Here is a 16,327-nt window from a genome sequence, read left to right as displayed (position 1 = left end):
CCGGGGGGGGGGGGGGGGGGGGGGGGGGGGGGGGGGGGGGGGGGGGGGGGGGGGGGGGGGGGGGGGGGGCGGGGTGCGGGGTGCGATCGCGCATTCTCGGCGGCCCGGCCCGGCCCGGCCCGGCCCGGCCCGGCCCGGCCCGGCTTGTCCTCGGATCTAGAGCGGGCGAGCATGCTCGCCCGACCCGAAAGCGGCGCTCCGCGCATTTTCGCGTCTCGCTTTGCGGCGGCGGACCGGCCTTTGGCTGGCCCGCCGCCGTGGGTTCGCTAGGCGACCGTGCAGGTCACCGTTGGTGTTGCGCTGCTTCCGCTCGCCACGAAGCCCCACGCGTTCGTGGTCGCTCCCGCCGCCACGGTGCCGTTCCAGCCCACGTCCTCAGCGGTGACGGTCGCTCCCGAACTCGTCACCGTCGCGTTCCACGAGCTCGTGATGCGCTGGTTCCCCGGCCACGTCCACGTCAGCTGCCATCCACTGATCGCCCCGCTCCCGGCCGTCACGTGAACATTGCCCTGCCAGCCGTCGCCCCAGGTGCTCACCACCTCCACGACCGCCGTGCAGCCCGCGCCGCTAGGCGGCGGCGTGGTCTCTCCCGGGCCGTCCGGGCTGGTGGTCTCCTCGGGCGGGGTCGTCGAGCCGGGGCCGTCGGTCAGGGTCGGCGTCGTCCAGTCGCGCCACTGGGCGAGGTTGCCGGTCTTGCTGGGGTGCATCGTGAACACCGCCGGAGGGTTGCCGTTGCCATGCAGGAACGTCATTATGCTCTGCTGGAGCGGCGCGCGCCATTCCGAGCGGGTCGCGCAGTGCGTGCCGTCCGAGACGTTCGAGTGGTACGAGATGTTCCCCGCGGCCCCGAGCGCCTTGTAGACCTCGGCCCCGCCGAGCGCGGCCACACTGCCCGACTGGGCGCCGAGCCATTCGACGTGCGGGTTCTCCATGATGAACAGCCCGCGCGGCGCGATCATGCCGACCATCTCGTGCGTGTCCACCGGCAGCCCCGCCGGGTTCGAGGTGTACGAGCCGAACGCGTCGCCCAGCCACGGCTGCTCGCCGTACGCGCTGCTCAGCGGCTGCGACCCGCTCTCCTGAGCGATCGCTCGCAGCGCCGGAGCGCCGCCGGTGCCCGACTCGATCGGCATCGTCAGGTCCACGCGCTGGTCGAAGGCCCCGGCCACGAACGCGCCCTTGCCGTACCGGGAGCACCCGGTCACGCCGGTCGAGGAGGTGAGGATGCTCCCGTCCGACTGCTCGATCACGTCGATGATGCGGCTGACGCCCCATGCCTGCGCCATGAGGATCCCGGTGCTGCTCGTGGCCCCGTAGAGCGTGTAGAACGCGCCCTGCTTGTTGTTGCGCGCGGTCCCTTCGGCCCCGACCGAGGCGGGGTTGAAGTCGATGACCGCCGTCCCGGTCGACAGGATCGTGCTGGTGTCGGCCCCGAAGCCGCCGTAGACGATCACGGCCGGGAACGGCCCAGTCCCGCTCGGGAGCTGCACCGTGGCCGAGAAGCTCGCGGTCCGGCCGTTGTCGCTGACGTTGACGGTGATCTGCGACGAGGTCACCGTCCCGCTCACACTCGCGGGCGGCGCGGGCTTGTCGCCGTAGATCGTGCGCTCGGCCAGCTCCTTGATCTCGGCTCGGCGGCACTCCCACTGGTCCTTGGAGGTGATCCGGGTGCCGTCGATCCGGGTGAACGGGTCGGGGAGCAGCGAGTTCGAGGCCCAGCTCCCGGGCACGGTGACGTCGCAGTCCGCGCCGTCGAACTCGGCGAGCGCCCCCAGATCGGCCGCCTCGGCGTCGAAGCGCGACATGAGGGTCAGGCTCGCGGCGACGGCGAGGGACGCGAGCAGGACGAGCGCGAACCGCAGTCGCGAGCGCGGCGCGGACCGTCCCGGGGGACCGTCCTGTGCCAGGGCAGGACGGATCCCGTTCGATGATGGCATGGCAGATTCCTTGTCTGACCAGGGCGACAGTCCATCATCGACGGTGTGGGGCGGCGGCCCGGACTCCCGTGCGCCGGCGTCGACGTGCGACCACTCAAGCCGAAACTTCCGATGAAACTTCCGTGAGGGTCCTCATAGAATACATAGACAGCTTTCAATGCACAATGCCGGATTCGCGAGGCCTTCACCTCAGGTTCGGGCCCCGCGGCGCCCTCCACGGGTAGCATCTGCTGCCATGCGAGCCAACGAGCACCTCCCCATCGGCACCGGCGCCACCGGCACCCGCGCGGAGTCCGACGCCATCGGCGTGATCGACGTCCCCGCCGAGCACTACTGGGGCGCGCAGACCCAGCGCTCGCTCCAGAACTTCACGATCGGCGAGGACCGCATGCCGATCCTGCTCTACCGCGCCTACGGCCTGGTCAAGAAGGCCGCCGCACTCGTCAACGCCGCCTCCGGGGACCTCGACGCCGACCTGGCCGACGCGATCGTGCGCGCCTGCGACGAGGTCGCCGCCGGGGACCTCGACGACGAGTTCCCCCTGCGCGTGTGGCAGTCCGGCTCGGGCACCCAGTCCAACATGAACGTCAACGAGGTCGTGGCCAACCGCGCCAGCCAGATCCTCGGCGGCGAGCTCGGCTCCAAGCGCCCGGTCCACCCCAACGACCACGTCAACATGGGACAGTCCACGAACGACACGTTCCCGACCGCGATGCACGTCGCGACCCTCCTGGCGATCCGCGAACGCACCCTCCCGCAGCTCGACGCCCTCGCCGACGCCGTGCGCGCCAAGGCCGTCCAGTGGGTCGACGTGGTCAAGATCGGCCGCACCCACCTCCAGGACGCCACCCCGCTCACCGTCGGCCAGGAGTGGTCCGGTTGGGAACGGCAGCTGCGCGACGCCCGGGGCCGCCTCGACGCCTCGCTCGCGGCCGTGTGCGAACTCGCCGCGGGCGGCACCGCCGTCGGGACCGGCCTCAACGCTCCCGAAGGTTTCGGTGAGGCCGTCGCGGCCCGCCTCGCCGAGCTCACCGGGCTCCCGCTCGTCACCGCCCCCAACAAGTTCGCCGCGCTCGGCTCGCTCGACGGCATGGTCGCCGTCAGCGCCGGTCTGCGCGGCGTCGCGGTCGCACTCATGAAGGTCGCCAACGACATGCGCTGGCTCGCCTCGGGCCCGCGCTCGGGCTTGCGCGAGCTGCGCCTGCCCGCGAACGAGCCGGGCTCCTCGATCATGCCCGGCAAGGTCAACCCGACCCAGCAGGAGGCCACGGTCATGGTGTGCCTCCAGGTCATCGGCGAGGACTCCATTGTGGCCGCCGCTGGTTCCCAAGGCACGTTCGAGCTGAACACCATGCGGCCCATCGTGATCGGCAATGTGCTCCACTCGGCCCGCATCCTCGGCGACGCTGCCGAGCAGCTCCGCGTCCACAGCGTCGAGGGCACCGAACTGGACGAGGAGGGTATCGCGACCCACCTCGACCGCTCGCTCATGCTGGTCACCGCCCTGAGTCCGCACATCGGCTACGACCGCGCCGCCGCGATCGCCCACAAAGCCGACCACGACGGCTCCACCCTGAAGGAGGCCGCGATCGCCCTCGGTGTGGACGAAGCCGAATTCGACCGCATCGTGGATCCGGCGACTATGGTCGGCGACCCCCGCCGCGACCTCGGTCTGTGAGGCCGGGCACCGACCGGTCACACTTCCCGCGCGCCGTTCGTCGTCTCAGCAGCACCACGCCGCCGAGAACGAAGGACACGCAATGGAACCGCGCTTCAACTACTACGCCAGCTCAGTCGCCCAGAAGGTCGTCAAGCACCTGAACTCCGCCGCCGCGGCCGTCGAAGGCGCTGGTCTGCCCGGCGAGATCCCGAACCTGGTGCTCTTGCGCGCCAGCCAGATCAACGGGTGCAGCTTCTGCACCGACATGCACTACAAGGACGCCGTCCACGCCGGTGAGGACCCGGTCCGCCTCAACCTGGTCGGCGCCTGGCGCGAGGCCGCGGTCTTCACCGACGCCGAGCGCGCCGCCCTCGCGCTCACCGAGGAGGGCACCCGCATCGCCGACGCCGCCACCGGCATCGCCGAAGAGGCCTGGGTCGCGGCCCGCAAGGAGTTCTCCGACGATGAACTGGCCGGGCTCGTCTCCCTCATCGCGGTCATCAACGCCTACAACCGCCTCAACGTGTTCGCGGGCTCCCCGGCCGGGAGCTATGTGGCCGGTCAGTTCGCATAGCCTGCCGCAACCCGCCCGCGTGTGTAGGGTGGGCCGCATGATCGGGATCGACCTCAGTGGCAGGACCGCGCTCGTCACCGGTTCCACGCAGGGCATCGGTGCGGCGATCGCGTGCAGGCTCGCCGAAGCCGGAGCGCGGGTCGGCGTCAACGGGCGCAGCGCCGAGAAGACCGAAGCCGCAGTCGAGCGGTTCACGGCCCAGGTAGGGGACCGCTTCCTCGCCGTCCCCGGCGACCTCGCCACCGAGGACGGCGAAGCGGCCGTGGCCGAGCGTCTGCCCTCAGTGGACATACTGGTGAACAACCTCGGGATCTTCGGCGCCGAAGCGCCCACCGACATCACCGACGACGAGTGGCGGCGCTACTTCGAGGTCAACGTGCTCTCCGCGGTGCGCCTCATCCGCCGCCACCTCCCCGGCATGTCCGAACGCGGCTGGGGCCGGGTGCTCAACATCGCGAGCGACTCGGCGGTGGTGATCCCCGAGGAGATGATCCACTACGGCACCAGCAAGACCGCGCTGCTCGCGGTCTCGCGCGGATTCGCGAAGGCCGCCGCGGGGACCGGCGTCACGGTCAACTCCGTGATCGCCGGGCCCACCCACACCGGCGGCGTCGAGGACTTCGTCTACCAACTGGTCGACCGTGACCTGCCCTGGGACGAGGCGCAGCGCGAGTTCATGCGAGAGCACCGCCCGCAGTCGCTCCTGCACCGCCTCATCGAACCCGAGGAGATCGCCAACCTCGTGACCTACCTCAGCTCCCCGCTGGCCTCGGCCACCACCGGAGCGGCGGTCCGGGTCGACGGCGGCTACGTCGACTCGATCCTGCCCTAACCCAACGCCTCCGCGTTCGGGACGACCACGCCGTACAGGTCCCCGATCGTGGCGAACGCCGAGCGGTGCAGCTCGGCGGCCGACACCTCGCCCACCGCCGAGCGCAGCGGCCGGGTCGCGCACGCGTCGGCTACCACCGTGGGCCGGTTGCCGCGCAGGAACGCGCCTTCGGCGGTGAACGTGACACACATGTGGCTCATGAACCCGGCGATCACCACCTCCGAGTGGCCAGCCGCGTCCACGATCTCGCCGAGGTCGGTGCCCACGAACGAGTTCGGCGCGGTCTTGACCACGACCTTCTCGCCGGCGACCGGCGCGACCCGATCATGGATCGCCCCGATCTCGGCCTCGACGTCGTAGAGGCTCCCCTTGCCGCCGTCGTGCTGCACGTGGACCACGGTCGCGCCCGCCTCGCGCGCCTTCGCGAGCAGCCCGGCGGCCGCGTCGAGGGCGGTGTCCCAGCCCTCCAGCTCCATCTCGCCGCGGGTGTAGCTGTTCTGGTAGTCGACCAGGATCACCGTCGACTCGGCCAGCGCGGCAGGGGTCTGGTCGGCGCCGGTGAGCTCTCGCAACGTCTTCGCGGCCATCATGTCTCCTTCGGTTCGGGGCGGCCCGTCGCCGCCCTGTTCCGAAGCTACGTTCGATCCGGCGTGTCCGCCATGACCTGCAACTTGCAGAAACCGACATGTGCTGGTAGCGTCCGCGGCCGAACGAACGGAGACTCCATGGAACGCCTCGTGGTGATCGTGCTCTTCGACGGCGTCGACCTCCTCGACGTGACCGGCCCGCCCGAGGTCTTCGCGCTCCTGCGCCTCGAAATCGGCGAACGGGCCGACTACCGCGTGGTCCTCGCCGCCGAGACCGCAGGCCCCGTGACCACCTCGGCCGGGGTCCGGGTGCTGCCCGACGCCACGTTCGACGACCTCGCGGGCCGCCGGATCGACACGCTCATCGTGCCCGGCCGGGTCGAACGCGACGCCGACCGCCGCGTGCGGGCCGTCTGCGACCCCGAAGTGGTCGAGCGGGTCCGCGAACTCGCCGCCCGCACCCGCCGCCTGGCCTCGGTGTGCGTGGGCGCGCACCTCCTCGCCGACGCCGGGCTCCTCGAAGGCCGCCGCGCCACCACCCACTGGTCCACGGCCGCGCAGCTGGCCGCCGACCACCCCGAGGTCGCCGTCGACGCCGACCCGATCTTCATCCGCGACGGCGACGTGTGGACCGGCGCGGGCATCACCGCGTGCCTCGACCTCACGCTCGCGCTGGTGGCCGACGACTTCGGGGAGGCCGCCGCGCTGCGCGTCGCGCGCCAGCTGGTCATGTACCTCAAGCGCCCGAGCGGCCAGAGCCAGTTCAGCGTCCCGCTCGAACCGGTCTCGACCACGCGGCGCATGGACGAATTGCGCCTGTACATCAACGCGCACCTGGCCGAACCGCTCACGATCGCCGACCTCGCGCGCGCCGCGCATGTCGGCGAGCGCCAGCTCACCCGCGTGTTCAAGACCGAGCTGGGGACCACTCCGGCCTCGTACGTCGAGTCGGCCCGGGTCGAGGTCGCTCGCCAACGCCTCGAAGCGGGGGACGACACGCTTGAACGCATCGCGACCTCGTGCGGGTTCGGCACGGTCGACACGCTCATCCGCGCGTTCCGCCGCAAGCTCGGCACGACGCCGACCGAGTACCGCAACCGTTTCCGCACCGCGGCCTGAGACCGCCTCGCGTCGCTCGCGATACGGTGACCGGACCTGACGACGAGGAGGACCTCATGGCCGAGGTCGGTTGGCTGCGCAAGAGCCGGGACTCCGGCGACATGATCATCACCGCGCCGGGCCCGGCGCGGGACGGGGCCGATGCGGCGATCGCGCGCCTCGAAGGCGCGCTGGCCGGGTTCGGCGGCCCGAAGCCGGGTTGGTTCCGCGCGGTGGAGCGGCTCGGGCGCTGGTGGTATCTGATCGTCGCGGTGGTGATGGCGGTGTGCTTCGCGGCGTTCGTGTCGAACGGCGAGAGCGCGGGCATGAACGTCCTGTACGGGCTCGCGTTCAGCCCGATCGCGACGCTGGTGGTGGTCGGGGCCGTGACCGGGGCGGCGCATCTGCAAACGCTGATGACCGGCCGCACGGGCCGCGACCGGGTCGTCAAGGAGGTCGCCGAGTTCGCCCGCCCCGCCGGGGGCGTGGTCACGCAGGTCGAGGCGATCCTCGCGGCCGATCCCGGGCTCGCCGAGCGCGTGCACGAGGTCGCCTGGCGGGCCGCCGGTGTCGGGAATCCGGATCGCGTTGCGGCCGAACGGGAACTGGACGAGCTCTGGCGACTGGCCGATCCCGAGGCGGCCGAGGAACGCGATGCGGAGATCCGCCGGATCGAGGAGGACATCGAGAAGCTCAAGCGCGACGGCAAGTTGTCGTAGCGCCGTGTGGGGCCAGTCGCCCCGGCCGGTTCGCGGGCCCTCCCGTGCGGGCGACAAGCCGCGGTCGGCGAGTCGGCCCCCGGTTCGCGGGCCCTCCCGTGCGGGCGACAAGCCGCGGTCGGCGGGTCGCCCGGGCCGGTTCGTGGGCAGCGCGGAGCGGGGGCATTTCGGCTGGTCGCCAGCCTAATTTGTGGGCCCCCGGTTCAAAAACCATGCCATCGGGGTGTGACAAGTCGGCGAGAGATGAGGGCCGCGCTGTTTTCGGGGTCGGCGATCGTGGCTCCGGGCACGTGGGGTGCCTGGGCCACAGCCGGGCGCGAGCGGTCCTTCGCGTGCTGGGCCCGGTGTTAGGGTCGGCCGCATCGCCTGCGGGACGTGCGTTATGTATGCGGCTCCCGGCGGGCGGTTCGTGCGTTGAAAGGACGACCTGCCGTGATCGCGAACCCCGTCTTCCGCTATCGGATGCTGACCCTCGCCGAAGGCTGGTCCTTCGTGTTGCTGCTCGTGTTCGGGTCGCTGCTTAGCCGGGTGTCGGACATCGACCTGGTCATGCCGCTCGGCGCGATCCACGGCGCGTTGTTCGTGCTCTTGTGCGTCGCGACCCTGTTCATCCGCCGCCGCCTCGGCTGGGGTTTCGGGATGACCCTCGTGGCGCTCGCCGCCGCCGTGGTCCCGTTGGCCCCGTTCGTGCTCCACCGTGTCAAGCGAGACGACCTGCTCGCCGCCGAACGGGCCGCGCAGCCCGTGGCCGCGTGAGGCCCGCCGTGACCGGACACTACTTCGAGCGCCACGGCGAGACCGGCTACGCCCCGACCGAGCTCACCTCGGGCGCGTGGTCGACCTCCGAGCAGCACATCAGCCCCATGAACGGGCTCATCCTCCACGCGCTGGAGCGCCGCCTCGCCGAGCGGGGCGACGACGGCCTGGCCGTCAGCCGCCTCAGCGTCGACATCCTCGGCGTCCTCACCATGGACCCCTTCACGATCGACATCGAAGTGGTCCGCCCCGGCCGCACCATCGAACTGCTCGAAGCGGTCGTGACCTCGAACGGCCGCCCCGCCGTGCGGGCCCGGATCTGGCGCACCGCCGTGCAGGACACCGCCGAGGTCGCCGGAGGCGAAGCGCCCCCGCTGCCCGACCCCGAGACTCTCAAGCCCTGGGACATGACCGGCGTGTGGCCCGGCGGCTATGTGGCCTCGCTCGACGTGCGCCAGGTCGGCGCAGCCGAACCCGGCCGGGCGCGGGCCTGGGCCACCACCGCGGCGTCGCTCGTCGCCGACGAACCCAGCAGCGACCTCGCGCGCGTGATCGGCCTGGTGGACACCGCGAACGGCCTGGCCGTGCGCCGCCCGCCCGAGGAGTGGCTGTTCCCGAACGTGGACCTCACCGTGCACCTGTTCCGCACCCCGACCGGCCCCTGGCTCGGCCTCGACACCACCGTGGTGTTCGGCCCCGGCGGCCTCGGCACCACCGCCAGCGCCCTCCACGACGAGGCCGGACACTTCGGCTTCGCGCACCAGGCGCTCACCCTCCGCGCCCGCCGCTGAGCACCAGAACCCCAGGGCCCCAGACCGAACGGTCTGGGGCCCTACCTGCGTCCCCGCCCTCGATCTGGGGCGGACGTGACCCCAGTTGCATATGAGAGAAGCTCTGATATCGTTCTTGAAAACGTTCCTAAGAACGTTCTCACGCCGTTTTCAATGATGAAACCGCAGAGGATGCGTATGGCAGCGACTCGAAGATCGAACCTCGCGCTGGTGGCCGCCCGCGCCGGGGTCTCCGTGGCCTCGGTGTCGCGGGTCCTCAACGGCGGCTCCGCGTCCGAGGACCTCGCCAGGCGGGTGCGCGAGGCCGCCGCCGAACTCGGCTACGTGCCCGACGCCAGCGCCCGCACCATGCGCACCGGCCGCACCGACCAGATCACCCTCGCCGTGGCCGACGTGGGCAACCCCGTCTACGTGCAGATGATGCGCACCGTCACCGGCATCGTGGCCAAGGCCGGATACCGCCTCGTGGTCTCCTCCACCGGCTCGGACCCCCAGTCGCAGATCGACCTCGTGGGCTCGCTCAACCGCGGCTACGCCGACGGCCTGCTCATCAGCCCCCTGCGGGTCACCCCCGAACTGCTGGACGCGCTCAGCTCCAGCCGCCTCCCGATCGTGGTCATCGGCTCGCTGCCGCCCGAAGTGGACATCGACTCGGTGCGCGCCGACTCCGCGACCGGCATCGGCCTCGCCGTCGAACACCTCATCGGGCAGGGCCGCAGACGGATCGCGCTCGTCAACGGCCCCGTCGACACCGTCCCCGGCTCGGCCCGCCTGGCCGGATACCTCGCCGCCCTCGAACGCTTCGGCCTGGCACCCAACTCCGAACTCCAGGTCACCGCCACCGGCTTCACCTACCGGGCCGGGCGCCGCGCCACCGCCGCGCTGCTCGGCCAGTCCACCCCCGACGCGATCATCGGCGCGAACGACCTGCTCGCCGTAGGGGCCCTGAAGGAACTCGCCGCCGCAGGGCTCACCGTCCCGACCGACGTGGCCGTGGTCGGCATGGACGACACCGACGCCGCCGAACTCGCCACCCCCTCACTGACCAGTGTGGACCTCGGCTCGTCTAAGCGCGCCAAGGCCGCCGCCCAACTCCTCATCCGCCGGATCGAGGAACCCGACGCGCCGGTGAGCCGACTCGTCATCGACCCCAGCCTCTCCGTGCGCGAATCCACCCTCGGGAGCGCCGCATGACCGCCCTCGCCGCACCCCCGCGCCCGCGCCGCCGCAGCACCGACGGCCGCGACGCGTGGCTCCTCGTCCTCCCCGCCCTGCTCCCGGTGATGCTCTTCAGCGTCTACCCGCTCGTCTACGGCGTGGCCCTCGGCTTCACCGACGCGCGCGCCGGGCTGAACGCCGAGACCCACTTCAACGGCTTCGACAACTACGTCGAACTCGCCGGGAACGGCCTGTTCTGGGACTCGTTCAAGATCGGCCTGATCTGGGCCTTCTCGGTCACGATCCTCCAGTTCCTCGCCTCGCTCGGCCTCGCGCTGCTGCTCAACCTCGACCTGCGGCTGCGCTGGCTCGCCCGCACGCTCGCGCTCATCCCGTGGGCCATGCCGCCGGTGATCATCGCGATCATGTGGCAGCTCATGCTCAACCCCAACTACGGGCCCGTCAACCGCATGATGGACGCGGTGGGGCTCCCCGGCTCGATCAACTGGCTCGGCCAGGCCTCGATCGCGCTCCCGGTCGTGATCGTCGTCGGCGTCTGGGCGGGCATGCCGCAGACGACCGTGACGCTCCTGGCCGGGCTCCAAGCGGTCCCCGCCGAACTCAACGAGGCCGCTGCGATCGACGGGGCCGGGACCTGGCACCGGTTCTGGCACGTGACGCTCCCGGCGCTGCGCCCGATCATCATGGCGATCACCACCCTCGACCTGATCTGGAACTTCAACTCCTTCGCCCTGGTCTTCGTGCTCACCGCGGGCGGACCGGGCGGCACCACGATGCTGCCGAGCCTGTTCGCCTACAACGAGGCGTTCCGGTACGGGAACTTCGGCTACGCGGCCGCGATGGGCAACGTCATGGTCGTCCTCATCGGCGCGTTCCTGATCTTCTACCTGCGCGGCCAGATGCGGAGGCGCATGCAATGACCACGATGACCCGAACCTCCACAGTGGGCCGCAGCCCCTTCGCCCGGCCGCTCCAGTACCTCGCGCTGCTGGCGTACATGTGCTTCCTGGCGTTCCCGCTGCTGTTCCTGCTCACCACCGCGTTCAAGACCCCGCGCGAACTCCAGTCGCCCGACGCCGGGCTGCTGCCCGAGAGCCTCAACTGGTCCAACTTCACCGCCGCGATCGACAAGGCCGACCTGTTCACCGCCGCGGGCAACAGCCTCCTGGTCGCCGTCACCACCACCGCGATCGTGACCGCCGTGGCCCTCCCGGCCGCCTACGCCCTGGTGCGCTTCCGAACCCGGATGCGCGCCTTCGCCACCGGCTGGATCCTCCTCAGCCAGGTCTTCCCGTTCATCCTCATCATCATCCCGCTGTTCCTGCTGCTCAAGAACATCGGACTGGTGAACACCCTCCTCGGGCTCGTGCTCGTGTACGCCGTCTGGTCGCTCCCGTTCTCGCTGTGGATGCTCCAGGGCTATGTGGCCTCGATCCCGGTCGAACTCGAAGAGGCCAGCGCCGTGGACGGCGCGGGCCGCCTCAAGACCCTCGCCAAGATCGTGCTCCCGCTCCTGGCCCCCGGCCTGGTCGCGACCAGCCTGTTCACGTTCATCAACTCCTGGAACGAGTTCTTCTTCGCGCTCGTGCTCATCCAGAGCCCCGACATGCAGACCCTCCCGCTCGCGCTCGCGCGCTTCGTGGGGGCCGAGGGCCAGGTCCAGCTCGGGCAGCTCGCGGCGGCCGCGCTGCTGGCGTGCATCCCGAGCCTCGTGTTCTTCATGCTCATCCAGAAACGGCTCACCGCCGGACTCCTCAGCGGCGCGGTCAAGGGCTGATCCCCATGGCGCCGTTCACTACCGAAAGAGAGAAACCAATGCGCACCCGCAACAGCGCCGTCGCGGCGCTACTGGCACTGCCCCTCGCGCTCACCGGCTGTTCGGCCTTCGGCGTCGGCGGCGACGACTCCGGCGACGGGGTCACCCTCAAGTTCCAGTCGCTCGCCTTCCAAGACACCACGATCGCCGCCACCGAGGAGATCGTCGCGGCCTGGAACGCCGACAACCCCGACGTCCAGGTCGACCTCGTGCAAGGCTCCTGGGACAACGTCCACGACCAGCTCGTGACCCAGTTCCAGGGCGGCACCGCCCCCGACGTCATCCACGACGAGTCGGCCGACATCATGGGCTTCGCCGAGCAGGGCTACCTCGCCGACCTCGGCCCCCACCTCAGCGACGAGACCACCGCCGCGGTCTCCGAAGACGTGTGGAAGTCGGTCACCACCTCCTCGGGCGCGGTCGTGGCCGCCCCGACCCTGCTCCAGTCCTATGTCGTCTTCGCCAACACCGACGCGTTCACCGACGCGGACGTCGAGGTCCCCACCGGCGAGACCCTCACCTGGGACGACTTCCAGGCGCTGGCCGCGCAGCTCGCCGAAGGCGACTCCTACGGGGTCGGCTGGGGTCTCCAGCAGCCCACCGCCACCGTCATGAACCTCTCCCTCGGCTTCGACGGCACGTTCTTCTCCGGTGAAGGCGACGCCACCGCGATCGAGGTCGGCGACGCCGAACTGGCAGTGCCCGAGCGCATCCACTCCATGGCCTACGACGACGCCTCGCTCGACCCGGTCTCGCTGACCCAGAGCGGCTCCGACGTGTTGCCGGGCTTCTTCGACGGCCGGTACGCGATGTACGTGGGCGGCAACTACATCGCGCAGCAGATCGCCGAGTCCGCGCCCGAGGGCTTCAACTGGGCCGTGCTGCCCCCGCTGGCCGGGACCGCCGGGGCGGCCCAGGCCGCCAACCCGCAGACGATGTCCGTGGCCGCCGAGAGCGAGCACGTCGAAGAGGCCGCCGCGTTCATCGAGTTCTTCATGCAGGCCGACCACCAGGCCGCGCTCGCCCAGGGCGACTGGCTGATCCCCGCCTCCAGCGCGGCCCGCGACGCCGTCGCCGAGCAGACCGCCGGGGAGAACGGCTGGGAGGCCATCCTCGCCTCCGGCGAAGGCCTCACCGCCGCGCCCTTCCAGTCCGCGATCAACTATCCCCAGTGGAAGGACCAGTACGCCACGCCCGCCCTCCAGCAGTACCTGGCGGACGAGATCAGCCTCGAACAGCTCCAGCAGCAGCTGACCGACGGCTGGGCCGAACTCAGCTAACCGGAAACACCCACCCGGTGTCCGCCGGGCCCGCGCCCGGCGGACACCGAACCGACGCAAGGAGACACGATGACCCCGCCGCCGAACACCCAGAGCCGAGACGACCTCCTGCTTTCGAAGTCCACGGGCGCGCTCGCGGGCGCGGCGGTCGGCGACGCGCTCGGCGGTGCGGCCGAAGGGAACACCCCCGAGGCGATCCAGGCCCGATACGGCGGCTTCATCGACGGGATCGTGCCGCCGTTCCTGGAGGACTGGCGCAACGCCCGGCCCATCGCCCCGTACCACAAGGGCGACGGCCACATCACCGACGACACCCTCATGACCACCGCGCTCGTGGACGTCTACGACACCGTGCGCGACCACCTCGACGCGCACGCGATCGCCGAGCACCTCGTGCCGCTCCTGATCGGCGACAAGCGCTGGATCCCCGAGCTCGAAACCGAAGCGCTGCTGCTGCACCGCGTGTTCCTCGCCGAGAAGTGGCTCGTGGCCAGGCTCCACTACGGACACATCGACCCGCGCGAGGCCGGCGTGGGCAACATCGTCAACTGCGGGGCCACGATGTACGTGGGCCCCATCGGCATCGTCAACGCCGCCGCTCCCGACGCCGCGTACGCCGAGGCGATCGACGTGGCCGGGGCCCACCAGTCCAGCTACGGCCGCGAGGCCGCCGGGGTCTTCGCCGCCGCCGTAGCCGAGGCCATGCGCCCCGGGGCCACCGTCGAGTCCGTAGTGGACACCTCGATCCGGCTCGCCAAGGACGGCACCAAGACCGCCATCGAAGCGGTCGCCGAAGCCGCCGCCAAGATCACCGACTGGCGGGGCGGCCTGGCCGACCTGCGCCGCGCCGTCGAACCCTTCGACACCGTCGGCCCGCACTACCGCCAGCCCGCGATGGACGCCCGCATCCCCAGCCGCACCAAAGCCATCGAAGAGCTCCCGATCGCGCTCGGCATGGTCATCGCCGCCCGCGGCGACTACCGCGAATCCGTGCTCGGCGCGGTCAACTACGGCCGCGACTCCGACTCGATCGCCGTCATGGCCGGGTCGATCACCGGCGCGCTCGGCGGCCTCGACGCCGTTCCCGCCGAATGGATCGCGGGCGTCAGCGAAGGGTCGGCCATCGACATCACCGCGACCGGGCCCGTGATCGCCTCGGTCGCGCGCGACGTGTGGGCCGCCGACGACGCCCGCGCCGCCCGCGCCGCGCGCGGCCGCACCGCATTCGAGGCCGCATGATGCGAGTGAGCTGGACCCAGCCCGAGGACCTCGTCCCGCACGCGTTCGCGGCAGCCGACCTCGACGGCCGCGACACCGCCGACCTGCGCGAACGCTGGCTCGACGCGGGCGGCGCGAATGAGCCGGTCGTCAGCGGCGCCTCGCCCGAGCCCGCGCCTGAGCCGCTGCGTGATATCGCCCGCGAACTCCTCGCCGAGATCGACCGCCGTCCCGTCCCCGAAACGCTGAACGCCGACGAACCCGAAGACCTCGACGCCATACTGGCGCACATCGCACCTCCCGAGCTCGACCGCGAGCCCGACTCCTACGGGAACCGGGTCCTCGGCGCGTGGCTCGGCCGCGCCGCCGGGTGCCTGCTCGGCAAACCGGTCGAGAAGATCTCCCTCGAAGGCATTCGCGCCATCGCCAAGGACACCGGCAATTGGCCCCTGGGCGGCTACTTCACCGAACGCGGCCTCGACCCCGAACTCGCCGCGACGTACCCGTGGAACCGCCGCAGCCGCCCCACGAGCCTCGCCGAGAACATCGACGGCATGCCCGAGGACGACGACCTCAACTTCCCGCTCATCGCCCTCGGCCTCCTCGAAGCCAAGGGTCGCGACTTCACCACCGCTGACGTGGCGCAGGCCTGGCTCGACCAGCTGCCGGGCGGCCGCGTCTTCACCGCCGAGCGCATCGCCTACCGCAACCTCCTCGACGGCTACGCGCCCGAGGTCGCCGGGGCCGTGCGCAACCCGTTCCGCGACTGGATCGGCGCCCAGATCCGCACCGACCTCTACGGCTGGACGGCCCCCGGCGACCCCGCCGACGCCGCCCGCCTGGCCTGGACCGACGCCCGCCTCAGCCACGGCCGCAACGGCCTCTACGGAGCGATGTTCGCCGCGGCCGCGAGCGCGGCGGCGGTTTCAGGGGCGGACATGGCCACCGTCATCAAGGCGGGCTTGAGCGTGGTCCCGGCGCGCAGCCGCTACGCAGAGGCGATCCACTTCGGAGTGAGCCTCGGCCGCGGAGACACACCCGACGAGGAGGCAGTGGACGCGCTGCACGCCGAATACGGCCACCTGCACTGGGTCCACGTGCTCAACAACGCGGCACTGCTCGCGTTCGCCCTCACCCGAGGCGACGGCGACTTCGCCCGCACGATCACCCTCGCCGTCACCGGCGGCTGGGACACCGACTCGGTGGGAGCGACCGCAGGCGCGCTGACCGGCGCGACCACGGGAGCGAAAGCCCTTCCGCCCGAATGGATCACACCACTGGACGACCGCTACGCCACTTCAGTTCCAGGCTTCGACGGAGCCCGCTTCTCGGCCCTGGCGATCCGAACCGTGGAGGCAGCACGATGACGGACACAGCGGTGGGCAGCGCCCACCTCGACGGCCAACGCGCCCGCCGCGCAGACGGCGCGGGCCTCCGGGTGCGTATGGGCGTGCGAGGCGCGGCGGCACTCGGCGGGCGGATGCGCTCGCGCGGCATGGCTGCGCCCGGTGGGCGGGCGTTCAGGAGCGGCGCGGCCGTGTTCGGTGGTGCGGATCGCGTCCTCGAGGTCGAGGTGGTTCGGAGGCCGGTTCCCGGGGGGCGGATGCGCTCGCGCGGCACCGCCGCGCCCGGCGGGCGGGCGCTCAGGGGCGGCGTGGCCGTGTTCGCCAGTGCGAATCTCGTCTTCGACGCTGAGGCACGCCGGAGGCCCGCGCCCAAGCGGATGCGCGCGTGTGGCGCTGCCGCCTCGGGCGGGCGTCTTGACTTCGACGCCGAGAGTGGCCGTGTCCCCGCGCCCGGCGACGTGGAACTCGCCGTTTCGAACCCGCGCTGCGGCGAGGCACCGCCTTCGTCCCCCGTCGCCCGAACCTCGGAGGCCG

At 71.4% G+C, this 16,327-nt stretch carries 15 protein-coding genes; 13 read left to right on the top strand and 2 right to left on the bottom strand.

Features of this window, described 5'->3' with window-relative positions:
• Window positions 1-266 precede the first annotated feature (266 nt).
• Window positions 267-1,937, bottom strand: a complete 1,671-nt coding sequence (locus AB0B28_RS12375) for a cellulose binding domain-containing protein (protein ID WP_360120058.1) — start codon at window positions 1,935-1,937, stop codon at window positions 267-269.
• A gap of 235 nt (window positions 1,938-2,172) precedes the next feature.
• Here AB0B28_RS12375 and AB0B28_RS12370 point away from each other — a divergent pair, with 235 nt between their 5' ends.
• From AB0B28_RS12370 to AB0B28_RS12360, 3 genes are all read left to right on the top strand, one after another.
• On the top strand, window positions 2,173-3,615 hold the full coding sequence (locus AB0B28_RS12370; RefSeq protein WP_360120056.1) for a class II fumarate hydratase: 1,443 nt from the start codon (window positions 2,173-2,175) through the stop codon (window positions 3,613-3,615).
• An 82-nt stretch (window positions 3,616-3,697) separates the two neighbouring features.
• Window positions 3,698-4,171 (top strand): carboxymuconolactone decarboxylase family protein, encoded by a 474-nt coding sequence (locus AB0B28_RS12365; protein ID WP_360120055.1) that lies wholly within the window; start codon window positions 3,698-3,700, stop codon window positions 4,169-4,171.
• 40 nt (window positions 4,172-4,211) lie between these two features.
• Window positions 4,212-5,003 (top strand): SDR family oxidoreductase, encoded by a 792-nt coding sequence (locus AB0B28_RS12360; RefSeq protein WP_360120069.1) that lies wholly within the window; start codon window positions 4,212-4,214, stop codon window positions 5,001-5,003.
• On the opposite strand, the gene AB0B28_RS12355 is transcribed toward AB0B28_RS12360, so the two are convergent.
• Window positions 5,000-5,590, bottom strand: coding sequence for a cysteine hydrolase family protein (locus tag AB0B28_RS12355; protein WP_360120053.1), 591 nt, complete (start codon window positions 5,588-5,590; stop codon window positions 5,000-5,002). The two genes, AB0B28_RS12360 and AB0B28_RS12355, sit on opposite strands and share 4 nt — an antisense overlap.
• A 138-nt stretch (window positions 5,591-5,728) precedes the next feature.
• On the opposite strand from AB0B28_RS12355, the gene AB0B28_RS12350 reads away from it, so the two are divergent.
• The 10 genes from AB0B28_RS12350 (at window position 5,729) to AB0B28_RS12305 (ending at window position 15,814) form a co-directional block, all read left to right on the top strand.
• On the top strand, window positions 5,729-6,709 hold the full coding sequence (locus tag AB0B28_RS12350; RefSeq protein WP_360120051.1) for a DJ-1/PfpI family protein: 981 nt from the start codon (window positions 5,729-5,731) through the stop codon (window positions 6,707-6,709).
• Window positions 6,710-6,810: 101 nt separating this feature from the next.
• Window positions 6,811-7,407, top strand: a complete 597-nt coding sequence (locus tag AB0B28_RS12345; protein ID WP_360120049.1) for a hypothetical protein — start codon at window positions 6,811-6,813, stop codon at window positions 7,405-7,407.
• A 432-nt stretch (window positions 7,408-7,839) separates the two neighbouring features.
• Entirely contained in the window at window positions 7,840-8,163 is a 324-nt protein-coding gene (locus tag AB0B28_RS12340) for a DUF3817 domain-containing protein (RefSeq protein ID WP_360120047.1), read from the top strand.
• Between the two features lie 8 nt (window positions 8,164-8,171).
• Window positions 8,172-8,954: a thioesterase family protein gene (locus AB0B28_RS12335; RefSeq protein ID WP_360120045.1), complete on the top strand. Its 783-nt coding sequence runs from the start codon at window positions 8,172-8,174 to the stop codon at window positions 8,952-8,954.
• 177 nt (window positions 8,955-9,131) lie between these two features.
• On the top strand, window positions 9,132-10,148 hold the full coding sequence (locus AB0B28_RS12330; RefSeq protein WP_360120043.1) for a LacI family DNA-binding transcriptional regulator: 1,017 nt from the start codon (window positions 9,132-9,134) through the stop codon (window positions 10,146-10,148).
• Window positions 10,145-11,053, top strand: coding sequence for a sugar ABC transporter permease (locus tag AB0B28_RS12325; protein WP_360120041.1), 909 nt, complete (start codon window positions 10,145-10,147; stop codon window positions 11,051-11,053). The genes AB0B28_RS12330 and AB0B28_RS12325 overlap by 4 nt, the downstream gene beginning before the upstream one ends.
• On the top strand, window positions 11,050-11,910 hold the full coding sequence (locus AB0B28_RS12320) for a carbohydrate ABC transporter permease (RefSeq protein ID WP_360120039.1): 861 nt from the start codon (window positions 11,050-11,052) through the stop codon (window positions 11,908-11,910). The genes AB0B28_RS12325 and AB0B28_RS12320 overlap by 4 nt, the downstream gene beginning before the upstream one ends.
• 38 nt (window positions 11,911-11,948) lie before the next feature.
• Entirely contained in the window at window positions 11,949-13,229 is a 1,281-nt protein-coding gene (locus AB0B28_RS12315) for an extracellular solute-binding protein (protein WP_360120037.1), read from the top strand.
• 69 nt (window positions 13,230-13,298) lie between these two features.
• The gene (locus tag AB0B28_RS12310; RefSeq protein ID WP_360120035.1) at window positions 13,299-14,468 is read left to right on the top strand and encodes an ADP-ribosylglycohydrolase family protein; all 1,170 of its coding nucleotides are present in this window, start codon (window positions 13,299-13,301) and stop codon (window positions 14,466-14,468) included.
• The gene (locus AB0B28_RS12305) at window positions 14,468-15,814 is read left to right on the top strand and encodes an ADP-ribosylglycohydrolase family protein (protein ID WP_360120067.1); all 1,347 of its coding nucleotides are present in this window, start codon (window positions 14,468-14,470) and stop codon (window positions 15,812-15,814) included. The genes AB0B28_RS12310 and AB0B28_RS12305 overlap by 1 nt, the downstream gene beginning before the upstream one ends.
• The last annotated feature ends 513 nt before the right edge of the window (window positions 15,815-16,327 follow it).

The organism is Glycomyces sp. NPDC046736, from assembly GCF_040645615.1.
Taxonomy (GTDB): domain Bacteria; phylum Actinomycetota; class Actinomycetes; order Mycobacteriales; family Micromonosporaceae; genus Glycomyces.
This window is presented reverse-complemented; position numbering and strand designations above follow the sequence as displayed.

Excerpts from the sequence above, each read along its gene's own strand:
- AB0B28_RS12375 (WP_360120058.1), bottom strand. The coding sequence starts at position 1,937 with ATGCCATCATCGAACGGGATCCGTCCTGCCCTGGCACAGGACGGTCCC.
- AB0B28_RS12370 (WP_360120056.1), top strand. The coding sequence starts at position 2,173 with ATGCGAGCCAACGAGCACCTCCCCATCGGCACCGGCGCCACCGGCACC.
- AB0B28_RS12365 (WP_360120055.1), top strand. The coding sequence starts at position 3,698 with ATGGAACCGCGCTTCAACTACTACGCCAGCTCAGTCGCCCAGAAGGTC.
- AB0B28_RS12355 (WP_360120053.1), bottom strand. The coding sequence starts at position 5,590 with ATGGCCGCGAAGACGTTGCGAGAGCTCACCGGCGCCGACCAGACCCCT.
- AB0B28_RS12350 (WP_360120051.1), top strand. The coding sequence starts at position 5,729 with ATGGAACGCCTCGTGGTGATCGTGCTCTTCGACGGCGTCGACCTCCTC.
- AB0B28_RS12345 (WP_360120049.1), top strand. The coding sequence starts at position 6,811 with ATGATCATCACCGCGCCGGGCCCGGCGCGGGACGGGGCCGATGCGGCG.
- AB0B28_RS12330 (WP_360120043.1), top strand. The coding sequence starts at position 9,132 with ATGGCAGCGACTCGAAGATCGAACCTCGCGCTGGTGGCCGCCCGCGCC.
- AB0B28_RS12325 (WP_360120041.1), top strand. The coding sequence starts at position 10,145 with ATGACCGCCCTCGCCGCACCCCCGCGCCCGCGCCGCCGCAGCACCGAC.
- AB0B28_RS12320 (WP_360120039.1), top strand. The coding sequence starts at position 11,050 with ATGACCACGATGACCCGAACCTCCACAGTGGGCCGCAGCCCCTTCGCC.
- AB0B28_RS12315 (WP_360120037.1), top strand. The coding sequence starts at position 11,949 with ATGCGCACCCGCAACAGCGCCGTCGCGGCGCTACTGGCACTGCCCCTC.
- AB0B28_RS12310 (WP_360120035.1), top strand. The coding sequence starts at position 13,299 with ATGACCCCGCCGCCGAACACCCAGAGCCGAGACGACCTCCTGCTTTCG.
- AB0B28_RS12305 (WP_360120067.1), top strand. The coding sequence starts at position 14,468 with ATGCGAGTGAGCTGGACCCAGCCCGAGGACCTCGTCCCGCACGCGTTC.